At 68.9% G+C, this 11986-nt stretch carries 11 protein-coding genes and 1 pseudogene; 1 reads left to right on the forward strand and 11 read right to left on the reverse strand.

Translation table 11 applies throughout. The annotated features are described in order from the left end of the window. Positions 1 to 75 precede the first annotated feature (75 nt). The 3 genes from ABD927_RS23340 to ABD927_RS23350 form a co-directional block, all read right to left on the reverse strand. Entirely contained in the window at positions 76 to 1062 is a 987-nt protein-coding gene (locus tag ABD927_RS23340; RefSeq protein ID WP_345252288.1) for a Bug family tripartite tricarboxylate transporter substrate binding protein, read from the reverse strand. Between the two features lie 141 nt (positions 1063 to 1203). Continuing rightward, the gene (locus ABD927_RS23345) at positions 1204 to 1698 is read right to left on the reverse strand and encodes an aromatic-ring-hydroxylating dioxygenase subunit beta (protein ID WP_345252289.1); all 495 of its coding nucleotides are present in this window, start codon (positions 1696 to 1698) and stop codon (positions 1204 to 1206) included. Continuing rightward, on the reverse strand, positions 1695 to 3140 hold the full coding sequence (locus ABD927_RS23350; RefSeq protein WP_345252290.1) for an aromatic ring-hydroxylating oxygenase subunit alpha: 1446 nt from the start codon (positions 3138 to 3140) through the stop codon (positions 1695 to 1697). The genes ABD927_RS23345 and ABD927_RS23350 overlap by 4 nt, the downstream gene beginning before the upstream one ends. A gap of 186 nt (positions 3141 to 3326) precedes the next feature. On the opposite strand from ABD927_RS23350, the gene ABD927_RS23355 reads away from it, so the two are divergent. Beyond that, the gene (locus ABD927_RS23355; protein ID WP_345252291.1) at positions 3327 to 4310 is read left to right on the forward strand and encodes a Bug family tripartite tricarboxylate transporter substrate binding protein; all 984 of its coding nucleotides are present in this window, start codon (positions 3327 to 3329) and stop codon (positions 4308 to 4310) included. Positions 4311 to 4326: 16 nt separating this feature from the next. Here ABD927_RS23355 and gcvA read toward each other — a convergent pair whose 3' ends face one another. The 8 genes and pseudogenes from gcvA to ABD927_RS23395 all read right to left on the reverse strand — a co-directional run. Next, on the reverse strand, positions 4327 to 5379 hold the full coding sequence (gene gcvA, locus ABD927_RS23360; protein ID WP_345252292.1) for a transcriptional regulator GcvA: 1053 nt from the start codon (positions 5377 to 5379) through the stop codon (positions 4327 to 4329). A gap of 47 nt (positions 5380 to 5426) precedes the next feature. Next, positions 5427 to 6416: a Bug family tripartite tricarboxylate transporter substrate binding protein gene (locus ABD927_RS23365; protein ID WP_345252293.1), complete on the reverse strand. Its 990-nt coding sequence runs from the start codon at positions 6414 to 6416 to the stop codon at positions 5427 to 5429. 284 nt (positions 6417 to 6700) lie between these two features. Next, positions 6701 to 7420, reverse strand: coding sequence for a class II aldolase/adducin family protein (locus ABD927_RS23370; protein ID WP_345252294.1), 720 nt, complete (start codon positions 7418 to 7420; stop codon positions 6701 to 6703). A gap of 28 nt (positions 7421 to 7448) precedes the next feature. Further along, complete coding sequence (locus tag ABD927_RS23375; RefSeq protein ID WP_345252295.1) at positions 7449 to 8369, reverse strand: helix-turn-helix domain-containing protein; 921 nt, start codon at positions 8367 to 8369, stop codon at positions 7449 to 7451. Between the two features lie 65 nt (positions 8370 to 8434). Then, positions 8435 to 9439 carry an NADPH:quinone oxidoreductase family protein gene (locus ABD927_RS23380; RefSeq protein ID WP_345252296.1) on the reverse strand — a complete coding sequence of 335 codons (1005 nt, stop codon included), beginning with the start codon at positions 9437 to 9439 and terminating at the stop codon, positions 8435 to 8437. Positions 9440 to 9443: 4 nt separating this feature from the next. Then, positions 9444 to 9923, reverse strand: coding sequence for a PaaI family thioesterase (locus ABD927_RS23385; protein WP_345252297.1), 480 nt, complete (start codon positions 9921 to 9923; stop codon positions 9444 to 9446). A gap of 2 nt (positions 9924 to 9925) precedes the next feature. Continuing rightward, positions 9926 to 11593: a class I adenylate-forming enzyme family protein gene (locus ABD927_RS23390; protein WP_345252298.1), complete on the reverse strand. Its 1668-nt coding sequence runs from the start codon at positions 11591 to 11593 to the stop codon at positions 9926 to 9928. Positions 11594 to 11791: 198 nt separating this feature from the next. Next, positions 11792 to 11986, reverse strand: a pseudogene (locus ABD927_RS23395) (hypothetical protein); the annotation flags it as partial.

The raw sequence follows: 11986 nt of genomic DNA on the forward strand, positions 1-11986 counted from the left end.
CCCGCTCAGGCGGGCGGCGCGGCAAAGAAAAGCCGCTGCGAGCGATCGCAGCGGCTTTTTTTCCGCCTGGCGGCATCAGTCCATCTTGATGTCGAGGCGCTTGAGCAGGCTGCCCCATTTGTTGCGCTCGGAGGCCAGGAAGCGGTCGAAGTCCTCCGGCGTGCCGCCGCGCACGTTCACGCCGTCGGCCTGCACGCGCCTGGCATAGGCAGGATCCTGCAAGACCTGGTTGGCGGCGCGGTTGATGGCGTCGACGATGTCGGCGGGCGTGTCCTTCGGCACCAGCAGGCCGTAGACCAGGGTCGACTGGAAACCGGGGATGGTTTCGGCCATGGTCGGGATGTCGGGCAGCGATGGTGCCCGCTTGCTGTCGGTAATGGCGATGCCGCGGACGCGGCCGCCCTTGATCTGCGCGGTGGCGGACGACACGCTGGCGAACAGCAGCTGGATCTCGTTGGAAATCAGCGCCGTCATGGATTGCCCGTCACCCCGGTACGGCACGTGGGTGAGCTTGATGCCGGCCGTCTCTTTCAGCAGTTCGCCCGTGAGGTGCTGGGTGGTGCCTACCCCTCCCGAGCCGAAGTTGATCGTTCCGGGCTTGTCCTTGGCGGCCTGGATGAGATCGTTCACCGAACGGATTGGCGAGGACGCGGGCACCAGCAGGACCAGCGGCCCTTCGAGCAGGCTGACGACGGGGGCGAAATCCTTGACCGGATCGTACGGCAGCTTTTCGTACAGGAAGGGGTACATGGCCAGCATCGGATGCGTCGCGAACAGGACGCTGTAGCCGTCGGGCCGGGCATGGGCCACGTTGGCCGCCGCCAGGCCGCCGCCGGCGCCCGATACGTTGTCGACCACGACGGTCTGCTTCCAGAGCTGGCCCAGCCGCTCCGCCAGCAGGCGGGCCTGGGTGTCGGAGCCGCCGCCCGGCGGGAAGGGCACGACCAGCCTGACCTGCCGCGCCGGAAAGCCTTCGGCCTGCGCGGCCGCCGCCGGCAAGGCCAGCGCCGCCGTTGCCGCGAGCACAGCCAGGCCCCCGCGCAAGAGCGCGAATGTCTTCATCGATGTCTCCTGTCCTGGAATCGTCGTTCCTTGCTTTCTTATATCAGCTTCGGACGACTGAACAGAACAAGTTCCAATCAATGAAACAAAAGAAACAGGGCGGTCCCAGGTTCCGGACCGCCGGTCGCCGGCCGGCGGCGGCTATACGCAGTACACGTCCAGCATGGTCGGGATGTAGTCGTTCATCAGCGCCACGTATTTGCGCCGGATGCGCCAGCCTTCCGGCGTTTCGGCCAGCTCGTGGCGGTACCAGCCGAAGAAGGCGTGCGCCGTCCGGTGGCGGGGGAAGACGACGTGGCAGCTCCACGCCGTGCGCAGGCACAGCGTGCCGTCGCCGCCGTCGACCGCCAGGGACGCGCCCAGCACGTGCGAAGTCCGCGGCAGCGGCTGCGAAGCCGGCGACTTGCGCGAACGGATGCGCGCCACGCGGTCTTCCAGGCCGGCGCGGCTGGAATAGTAGATGTGCGACAGGCCGGTCTGCGGGTCGGCGTTGAGCTCTTCTTCCGTGCGCCACATCGGCATCCAGAATTCGCAGTCCGGAGCATACAGCGCCAGCCAGTCGGCCCAGCGGTGTTCGTCGAGCAGGGCGGCTTCGCGGAGGACGACCTCGGCGGCAGCCTGGAGCGAGGTGTTCATCGTGCGGCGTCCATGGCGGGGGAAGACATTGCGGGGCTGGCGGCGGGCGGTGCTGCGGCACCGGCTTCGTCGCCGTAAGCCGGCGCGCCGGCGGCGCCGGCCAGCATCAGCCGCTGCCATTCGCGGTATGGCGCCATGAAGCACATTTCCTGCTGGACCTCGAACCCGCCCTCGACCGCGCCGGCCGGCGCGATGCCCAGTTCGCGGGCGACCCCGCCGGGTTCAGTCTGCAGGATGGCGCGCCCGCGTTCGCAGCCCTGGGTGTAGTCGAACAAGCCCGGGCCGCCGCTGCCCCCGGCGTGGTAGCCCGACTGGCAGTCCTCGTAGACCACCGTGTCGTCGGGCGTGGCGAAGCCCGAAGGATTGAAGAAGTCTTCGAATTGGCGCAGCCGCCACGCGCGCCGCTCGGGCGATTCGCCGCGCGGCGCCAGACAGTAGACGCGCATCTCGGTCTCGCCGGCCGAAATGGGGCGGAAGGTACGCAGCAGCAGCGAGGTGGCGTCGGCGATCTGCATGTTGGGAAACACCACGCAGTTCTTCAGGTTCAGCATCCATTGCGCGCGTTGTTCGCCCACGCGCGCGCGGATCTCGTCGATCACCGGCCAGATCGGCCGCTTCTCGGCCTCCGGCTGGCGCAGCCAGTTCAGGGCATGGCCGTGGCGGAACAGGAAGGTGCCGCCCTGCTGCGACTCGCGCTTGGCCCAGTCGAACTGGCGCGCGGCCTGGTTGCCTTCGCCGCGGCGGCGCTTGGCCTGCACGTCGAGGAAGCTTGAATGGGTGGAGGTCAGGTGGTAGTAGTCCATCCCGTTGTCCATCTGCAGCTTCCAGTTGCCGCGGTAGGTGTAGACGGCGCGGCCCGGCACCGCCTCCATGCCGTCCGGCCCCTGGTCCATGTACAGGTCGATGAAGAACTTCATGTCGCCCAGGAAGTCCTCCAGCGCGGGCACGCCGGGGTCCAGGCAGCCGAATACCAGGCCCTTGTAGGACGCCAGGCGGGCCAGCGGCAGCAGATCGTGTCCGGCGGCGTCGAACGCGGGGCCGTAGTGGCCGGTGTCGCGCGCCTTGATGGCGATGTTGCGCCCCTGCGTGTCGTAAGACCAGCCGTGGTACGGACAGGCGATGGACCGCCGGCTGCCCTGTTCCTGCAGCAGCAGTTGCGCGCCCTTGTGCCGGCAGGCGTTGAGGAAGGCGCGCAGCCGCATGTCTTCGCCGCGCGTGACGACCACCGGCACGCGGCCGATGTGCGCCGTCACGAAGTCGAAGGCCTTGGGCAGCTGCGACTCCAGGCACAGGAAGCTCCAGCTGCGCTCGAAGATGAAGCGCTGTTCCAGCTCGAAGATCTCGGGGTCGGTGTAGACGTCGCGGTGCACCCGGAACACGCCCGCCTCGGGCCGGTCGTCGACGCAGCGTTTCAGTTTGTCCAGCAATTCGGCAGAGACCATGTCCAGCTCCATTCGAAGCGCTGATGGTACTCACCGCCCGCCGTCCGCCGCGCATGAAATTAATTGAGCCGGCGCCACAGAAAATATCGCCCGCGCCGGGCCGGAAAGCGACTCGATAATGCTTTCACAACGAAGACAGGAGGAGCCGAGATTTACCTTCCATCCCGGCCTAAAGTGAGATCTTCCATGCATCGACGTATCCCGATTCTCGTGCTCCAAGCCTCGGCCGCGCTGGCTGTCGCCGGCATGGCGTGTACCCCGGCCGCGGCGCAGACTTATCCGGCCAAGGCAGTGCGTTTCGTGGTGCCGTTCGCCGCCGGCGGCGGCAACGACTTTCTGGCGCGCGACCTGAGCACGCAGCTGCAGGCGCGGCTGGGCCAGAGCTTCGTGGTCGAAAACAGGGCCGGCGCCGGCGGCCTGATCGGCTCCGACATCGTGGCGCGCGCGCCGGCCGACGGCTACACGCTGCTGATGGCGGCCAATTCCGCGGCCATCGTCGACGCCGCCTCCAAGGCGCCGCCGTTCCGGCTGGCGCGCGACCTGGCCGGCGTGGCGATGGTGGCCAACATTCCGATGATCCTGGTGGTGGCCAACGACGTGCCGGCCAGGTCGGTGCCGGAACTGATCGACCTGCTCAAGCGCAATCCCGGCAAGCTCAACTATGCGTCGGCCGGCCCCGGCACCATCATGCACATGACGGCCGAGGTGTTCTCCGCAGCCACCGGCACGTCGATGACGCACATTCCGTTCAAGGGCGCCAGCCAGATGGTGCCCGAGGTCATCGCCGGCCGGGTGCAGGTGCTGTTCGGCGCGGCCAATTCGCTGATCCCCTTCATCAAATCGGGCCAGGTGCGCGCGCTGGCGGTGGCCGGCGGCAGCCGCTGGTCCGGCATGCCAGACCTGCCCACCATAGCCGAGAGCGGCGTGCCCGGCTTCGACCTGAACATCTGGTACGGCGTGCTGGCGCCCAAGGCCACGCCGCGGCCGGTGATCGACAAGCTCAATCGCGAGATCAACGCCTACCTGGCCACGCCGGCGGCCAGGCAGGTGCTGGCGGCGCAGGGAATGGAGCCGATGATCGGCACGCCGAAACAGTTCGACGAACTGGTCGAGACCGACGTCGAGCGCTGGACGGCCGTGGCCAGGAAGATCGGCTTCTCGATGGAGTGATGAAGGGCGGCCGGGCTCAGGCCGCCGCCGGCCGCCTTTCGGTGGATGCGGCGCCGTCCGCTGCCGCGAAGGCGCGGTGCACCGCGCCGCGCCGGCGCCGGCCGCCGATCGCGCGCCGGATGCAGGCCTCGGTGGCCGCGGCTTCCTCCAGCAGCCAGGCCTTGAACGCCTGGACGTCGTCGCGGCGTTCGCTCTTCTCCGTCGTGACGGCGTGGTAGCCCGCGTTAACGCGAACCATCGTGCCCAGCGGCGCCACCAGGCGTCCGGTCTCCAGCTCCTCGGTAACCAGCGCCGGCGTGGTGGCGACCACGCCCAGCCCTTCGAGGGCGGCGCCGGCGGCCAGGAAGGCGTGCGTGAAGCGCGGACCGCGGTCGGCGGCGATGCCGGTCACGCCGGCGCCTTCCAGCCAGCGTTGCCAGAACGAAGGATTGCCGTACAGCGCCTCGCGGTCGTCGTGCAGCAGCGTATGGTTGAGCAACTGCTCGGCCGAGTCCAGCGGCTGCCGGCGCAGCAGCGTCGGGCTGCACAGCGGCGTCACGCTCACTCCGAGCAGCGGAGCCACGTGCAATCCCGGGTAGTCGCCGTGGCCGTACATCAGGATCAGATCGGCCTCGGCCGCCCATTCGTGCACCGCCGCCACGCCGCTGCGGGCGCCGCGGCGGCCCTGGAACGGGCTCATGCGGGTGGCCACGTGCACGTCGATATCCGGCCGGGCCAGGATGAAGCGGTGCAGGCGCGGCATCAGCCAGCGCATCGCGAACGACGGCGCGGCCGCCACGGTCAGCACCTCGGCGCGGGCGTGGACGCGGATCTGTTCGACCGAATCGCGCAGGCACTCCAGCCCCTCGCGCAGCCGCGGCAGGCACATGCGCGCCGCCGGCGTCAGTTCGATGCCCTGGTTGAAACGGCGGAACAGCTGCACGCCCAGGATGCTTTCGAGCTGGCTCAGCTGGTGGCTGACCGCCGCCGCCGTCACGTGCAATTCCTCGGCCGCCTTCTTGAAGCTGGAATGGCGGGCGGCCGCTTCGAAAACCTTCAGCGAATTGAGGGGCGGAAGTCGGTTCTTCATGGCGTTGGCGCGCCGGGCGAAGGAGGGGCTTTCATCCGGAGAGGCGTTTACTCGGCCTTGATGCCGGCCTTCGCGATCAGGCCGGTCCACTGCGCGAACTCGCCGGCGACGAAGTCGTTGACCTTCTCGGTCGGCAGGTAGGTCGCCACGTCGCCCGATTTCTCGATCGCCGCCTTGGTCTGCGGGTCGGTCAGCACGGTTCGCATGGCCTCGTTCAACGCCTTGACGACGGCCGGCGGCGTGTTGGCCGGCGCGAACAGCGCGGTCCAGAACAGCACCTTGAAGCCGGGAATGCTTTCGGCGATGGTGGGCAGCTCGGGCAGCGCCGGACTGCGCTCCAGGCCGGTGGTGGCCAGCGGCCGGATCAGCTTCTGGTCGATGAAGGGCTTGGCCGCCGCGATGGTGGAGAACGAGAAGTCCAGCTGGCCCGCCACCAGGTTGGACATCGCCGGCCCGCTGCCCTTGTACGGAATGTGGGTGAACGAGCTGTTGGTATAGGCCTTCAGCATTTCGCCCGCCATGTGCGGCGTGGAGCCGATGCCGGCCGACGAATAGCTCAGGCCGCCCGGTTTCCTGCGCGCCGCTTCCAGCAGTTCGGCCAGGCTGTGCACCGGCAATCCGGGGTATACCGACAGCACGATGGGCGACATCGTGACGGTGGAGACCGGCGTGAAATCCTTCTTCAGGTCGTAGCCGACGTTGGTCATCAGGCCGGTGTTGATGACGAAGGCCGGATCGGCCAGCAGCAGCGTGTAGCCGTCCGGCGTGGCGCGCTTGACGTAGGAGGCGCCGATGGTGGCGCCCGCGCCCGGCTTGTTTTCCACCACCACGCTTTGCTTGAGCAGCTTGGAAAGCTCGACCGACAGCACGCGCGCCACGGTGTCGACGCCGCCGCCGGGCGGATAGGCCACCACCATGGAGATTGCGCGTTCGGGATAGGCTGCGTGGGCGGCGCCGGTAGCCAGCAGGCCGGCGCCCAGGATAGCCGCCGCGCGCAGCGTCCGGCGGTGCGGCCGCAAGAGGTTTGCCATTGTCATTGGGGTATCAGCCTTTGTCGAGGATGAGGCAGTAAAAGACATCGAGTCTTTAGCAAGGATCGTACCAATATTGGTAAATTAATTAATTTATGTATGCCTCACCAGGGCAAAAACCCTGCTGTATGGAAATCCAGCATCGTCGCGGTGGATCGGGATTCGGGCCGCGGCACCCATAGCGTGCCGGGGCGCCCAGGTTTAGGGCGCAAGAGGGGCGGGCGCACCGGCGGGGTGCGCGGCAAGGCGGTGGGAGTGCCGCCATTGCATAAATTTTGGGAAAAAGACGCTTAACGGATGCGAGGCAGGCGCGATTTCCAGTAGTCGAAGGCGCGCGTCATCGCCGGCGGCGGAATCTGCCGGGCCTGCTCGATCTCGCCCGGCGTCAGCGCGTCGACGCTGCCCAGTTGGTGGGCGCGGTGCAGGAAGTCGGCATTGCGGCAGCCGGTCACGGCGCGGAACACCAGCTCGGTCAGTGATTTGCCGGCCACGGTGGCGCCGTGGCGCTTCATCAGCACGCACCAGTTGGCGCCCAGCGCCCGCGCCAGCGAAGCGCCGTGTTCGACGCTGGAAAGCAGCAGGTTGGTGTCGCCGAATTCGTGCTTGCTGTCCCAGAAGGGCACCTCGGCGCCGATGAAGGCGCCGTGCTGGTAGACCGGCACGAGAGGCGTGCCGCTGATGCAGAACGGCATCACGGCCGGCGCGTGATGGTGGCATACCGCCTGCACGTCGGGCCGCGCGCGATAGATCTCGCCGTGGATGAAGCGTTCGATGTACATCGCCCGGCCCTGCGTGGCCTCGGCCGGCTGGGATTGCTCGTCGAACTCGACGATGTCGGCCGCGCCCACAAGTTCCGGCGCCCGCGAACAGGACATCAGGAAATGTCCCGGCCGTTCGGGGTGCCGCACGCTGACGTGGCCGAAGGCATCGAGCACGTCTTCGTTGGCCAGGATGTGGTTGGCGGTTACCAGGTCGGCAATCAGGGCGTCGAGCGTCGCGGCTTGGGTCATGGGCGTCCGGGGCTGGGCGCGCGCCCGGTCAGGCGCGCTTGCGTGGCGAGGAAACCAGCGACGCCACGGCGTCCTGGTCGGCGAGGAGCTTGCGCAGGTACTGCACCGCCGCCTGGCCCTTGATCGCGGAGCGCCAGGCGTCGGTCACGATGTTCTGGTGCAGCGCCAGCGCTTCCGGCGCCGAGGTGACCATCGCCACGCCCACGCGCACGTTGGGCTGCTCGCCCAGGCGGAACGGGCTGATGGTGAGCGTGCTGCCCTGGGCGTTGCGGAAGATCTGGAAGCCGTTGTGCGGCAGGGTGTCGCTGACCAGGCCGATCTGCACGCCGATCTCGTCGGCTTCGATGATCTCGGCGAAGTGCTCGACTTCGCGCCGCGCCATCGCCCGCCGCTGGGCGGCCACCGAGGTCGGCAGGTTCTGGCGGCCCACCAGCCCGTTCAGCAGGAAACGTTCGATTTGCGTGGTGGAGATCAGGTTGACGATGCTGGGACGGCGCACGCGGTAGGTCTGCTTGCGCTGGTGCAGGATCTCCATGATGCGGTCGACGTCTTCCATCGTGCGCTTGCGGTTGGGGGCGTCTTCCGAGACGCTCTCGCGCAGCACGGTGTCGAGCATGCCCTCGAACTGTTCCGAGGCCAGCAGGAAGGAGATCGGCCCGGCCAGCACCACCAGGTGTTCCGCGGTTTCTTCCAGCTGGCGCGTGCGTTCGAAGTACGCCACGGCCGACGGGATGTATTCGATGCCGACCCCCAGCAGCGTGGGCATCGACACGTTCAGCAGTTCGGACAGCTTCTCCAGCGTTTCGATCTTCGCCAGTTCGCCTTTCTCGAAACGGTACAGCGCGGTGCGCGAGATGCCGATGCGCTGCGCGATTTCGTCGGCGCTGAGCCCGGAACCGAGTCGGAAGGCTTTCAGGCGTTGGCCAATTTCGTCATAGCGCAAGGTCATGGAGTGTCTCCGGAACGTAAGGGGTCGGAGTGTGCCGTTTTTGGATCCGTACCCGCCAGGCGGGATTATATCGTCGCCTCGTTACCGATCATCAGCACCAGGCGCCCCTTCGCGCTGCGGTCCTGCAGGCTCTGCAGGGCGCCGCGGACGCCGTCCAGCGCCACCGGCACCGGCGGCGCGGGCCGCAGCTTGCCCTCTTCATAAAGCCGGAAGATCTCGCGCAGGCAGTGCGCCATTTCCTGCGGCGCCCGCTTGCGGTAGTCGCTGACCTGCAGGCCGCTGACTTCCATGTTCTTCAGCATCACGTAATTGACCTTCAGCGTGGGGATGCGGCCGGCCGCGAAGCCCACCACCACCAGCCGGCCGCGCCAGGCCACGGCGCGGATCGCGGCGTCGAAGACGTCGCCGCCCAGCGGGTCGATCACGATGTCGGCGCCGGCGCCGCCGGTCTGCGCGCGCACCTGCTCGCGCAGGCTGTCGCGCAGGTCGGGAAGCGACAAATCGACGATGCCGTGGGCGCCGGCCGCGATCGCGGCCTCGGCCTTGGCCGCACTCGACACGCCGGCCAGCACGCGCAGGCCGTAGGCGCGGGCCAGCTGCACCGCCGCCATGCCGACGCCGCCGGTCGCGCCCAGCACCAGCACGGTCTCGCCGGACCTGGCGCGGCCGCGCTCGCACAGCGCGAACCAGGCAGTGTCATAGGCCAGCGACATCGCGGCGGCCTCGGCGAAGGACATGCCGGCCGGCAGCACGAAACAGTCGCGCGCTGGCACCGCGATCTTCTCGGCGTAGCCGCCGTGCTCGGCCAGCGTCAGCACGCGGTCGCCGGCCTTCAGCATGGTCACGCCGGGGCCCACGGCGCTGACGATGCCGGTAGGCAGCTTGCCGGGTGCGAAGGGGCGGGGCGGCAGGAATTGATACTTGCCCGTGATGACCAGCAGGTCGACGAAGTTGACCGCGGTGGCCTGGATGTCGACCAGCACCTCGCCTGCGCCGGCCACCGGGTCGGGCAGTTCTTCGATGGGCAGCTGCCCGATGGGACCGAATTGGCGGACCACTGCGGCGCGCATGGCGTTACTCCGTCGCGGCGGCGGCCGCCGCGGGTTGATGGGTGCTGAAGGTGCCGCGGCCCACGGCGACGGGCCGCGCATCGCCGGCAGCGGTGACCTCGACGTCGGCGCGGGCGATGGTGCGTCCCACGCGCAGCGTGCGGGCGGTGGCCAGCAGGTCGGTGCCCGGCGCGGCGCGCAGGTAGTCGATGCGCAGGTCGATGGTGGGCGCCATGCGGCCGGTCTGCACCGCGACCGCGGCATGCGCGGCCAGGTCGATCAGCGTGGCGATCACGCCACCGTGGATGTCGGCGCTGCCGGCGGCGCGGCGGAAGGCCTCGCGGTACGGCAGGCGGATGACCACCGTGCCCGCGTCGGCATCGACGCCGACCGCCTCGGGGCCCAGCACGGCATGGAAGGGCGGGTGCGCCAGTTCGTGGCGCAGGCGCGCCATTGCGGCGGCGTCGCGCGCGCTGCGGTCGGGCGGGACGGTGGCCGTGTCCATCGTCAGGCGCCCTGGCTGGCCGGATTCCAGCGCACCGGGGTCGGGCGCAGCCGGCCGTGTTTGACGTCTTCGATCAGCTCGCGCTTGAAGACCTTGCCGCTGGCGGTGAGCGGGATGTTCTTCAATTCGATCATGTATTCGGGCATGTCGTAGCGCGACAGGCCGGCCTGGTCCAGGTGCCGCAGCAGGGCGTCGTAGGTGGCGCTCTGGCCGTCGCGCAGCGAATAGGCCAGGCAGACCTTCTCGCCCAGGCGGGCGTCGGGCACCGGCACCACGGCCGCGCGCGCCACCGCCTTGTGCTGCAGTACGAGATTCTCGATGCGCGCCGGGTAGATGTTGTGGCCGCCGCGGATGATCAGTTCTTTCTTGCGGCCGGTGATCACCAGATAGCCGTCTTCGTCCTGCCAGCCCACGTCGCCGGTCATGAACCAGCCGTGCCTGTTGAACGAAGTTTCGGTGGCGGTCTGATCGTCGAAGTAGCCCAGCATCAGGCTGGCGCCGCGGCCGCCGATCTGGCCGACCTGGCGTGGCCCCAGCTCCTGGTCGGGGTCGTCCAGCGACCAGATCTTCACTTCGTAGCCTTCGCAGGCGCGGCCGGAGGTTTCGATGATGCGGCGCGGCTCGTCGTCGGGCAGGGTGTAGTGGTGGGAGCAGGCCTCGGTCATGCCGTAGCCGCTCTGCGGCTTGATGCCGTGCGCCAGCAGCTCGGCCACCACTTCCTGCGGCACCGACGCGCCCGAGATGCGGAAGCCCTGCAGCCGGCCGGCGTCGCGCACGTTGCGCGCGCGCAGCTCGCCCAGCAGGTCGATGGCGTGCGTGGGCACGCCGAACAGGAAGGTGGCCCCGGTTTCCAGCAGCCGGTCGAGCACGCTGGCGCCGCGCGGCAGGTCGTGCACCACCAGTTCGGCGCCCACCGCCAGCGCCGACACCATGCCGCCGAAGCCGAGGTTGTGGCTGAGCGGGCTCATCGTGTAGAGCACCGATTCGGGGCCGAACGACCAGTCGCGCGCGATGGCGCGGGCATTGGCCAGCAGCGTGTTGTCGCTGTGCATGACGCCCTTGGGCTGGCCGGTGGTGCCGGAGGTGAAGGCCAGGTAGACCACGCGGTCGGGGTCGTCGGAGGCCGGCGGCAATTCGCCTGCCGGCGCCGGGCGCAGCAGCTCGCTGCGCGCGCCGTCTTCGCTCAGGCGCTCGATGCGGATCACGCGCCGCAGGGTGTCCAGCTCGCCGAGCATCGAGAACACGTCGTGGCGCGCCGCGTCGGCGCCGTAGCCGGTTTCGCCGATGAAGGCGGCGGCGCGCACGCGCTTCATCAGTTCGACGATGTCGCCCGCCGTGTGGTCGCGATGCAGCGAGGGGCAGCAGGTGTAGGCGTTGCGCGAGCAAGCCAGCAGCGCGACCGCGGTCTCGACCCGGCTCGGCATCCACACGCCGACCCGCTGGCCCGGCCGCACGCCGGCCCGATGCAGCTCGTCGGCCAGCGCGTCGGCGGCGGCGATCAGCTCGGCGTAGGTCAGCCGGCGCAGGCGGTCGCGGATCGCGTAGGCATCGGGCCGGGCCAGCGCATGCCGGCGGGCCGATGCGTAGATGGACTGCCCGGTCCAGAAGCCGGCCTCGTAGAAGGCCCTCATCTGGAACGCGTTCAGGAGGGTCAGCGTCGTATTGATCATGGCTGTTGCCCGAAGTCGCCGCGCCGGCGGGGCGGCTGCGCCCCGCCGGTACCTGGGAAGGAGATATGCGGACTTTTCATAAGTATAAAAATTAGAATATATGCCAAAAATTGTACACGATCGGCGATAAAAAACGACGGCTTCGTCGGCAGCCGTCCCTTTCCCGCAGACCGCCCGGCGGCGCGCGGCGGACGCGCGTTAGGCCTTGCCGAACCAGCTCCTGATGCTGGCGCCCATCGACGCGAACAACAGCGAAAACCCGCTGATCGGCTTGGCCGGCGGCGCGGGCGGCAGGCCGGAGCGGGACGCGCGCGGCGCCGGCAGGCCGGCCGCTTGCAAGGCGGCGACAGCGGCTTGCGAGGCGGCCGCCGCGGCCTGCGAGGCCGCCGTGGC

Origin of the sequence: Pigmentiphaga soli, from assembly GCF_039541095.1 — a bacterium.
In the GTDB taxonomy this organism is placed as follows: Bacteria; Pseudomonadota; Gammaproteobacteria; order Burkholderiales; family Burkholderiaceae_B; genus Pigmentiphaga; species Pigmentiphaga soli.

Coding starts and splice junctions, on each gene's coding strand:
- ABD927_RS23340 (WP_345252288.1), bottom strand. CDS start 1,062: ATGAAGACATTCGCGCTCTTGCGCGGGGGCCTGGCTGTGCTCGCGGCA.
- ABD927_RS23345 (WP_345252289.1), bottom strand. CDS start 1,698: ATGAACACCTCGCTCCAGGCTGCCGCCGAGGTCGTCCTCCGCGAAGCC.
- ABD927_RS23350 (WP_345252290.1), bottom strand. CDS start 3,140: ATGGTCTCTGCCGAATTGCTGGACAAACTGAAACGCTGCGTCGACGAC.
- ABD927_RS23355 (WP_345252291.1), top strand. CDS start 3,327: ATGCATCGACGTATCCCGATTCTCGTGCTCCAAGCCTCGGCCGCGCTG.
- gcvA (WP_345252292.1), bottom strand. CDS start 5,379: ATGAAGAACCGACTTCCGCCCCTCAATTCGCTGAAGGTTTTCGAAGCG.
- ABD927_RS23365 (WP_345252293.1), bottom strand. CDS start 6,416: ATGACAATGGCAAACCTCTTGCGGCCGCACCGCCGGACGCTGCGCGCG.
- ABD927_RS23370 (WP_345252294.1), bottom strand. CDS start 7,420: ATGACCCAAGCCGCGACGCTCGACGCCCTGATTGCCGACCTGGTAACC.
- ABD927_RS23375 (WP_345252295.1), bottom strand. CDS start 8,369: ATGACCTTGCGCTATGACGAAATTGGCCAACGCCTGAAAGCCTTCCGA.
- ABD927_RS23380 (WP_345252296.1), bottom strand. CDS start 9,439: ATGCGCGCCGCAGTGGTCCGCCAATTCGGTCCCATCGGGCAGCTGCCC.
- ABD927_RS23385 (WP_345252297.1), bottom strand. CDS start 9,923: ATGGACACGGCCACCGTCCCGCCCGACCGCAGCGCGCGCGACGCCGCC.
- ABD927_RS23390 (WP_345252298.1), bottom strand. CDS start 11,593: ATGATCAATACGACGCTGACCCTCCTGAACGCGTTCCAGATGAGGGCC.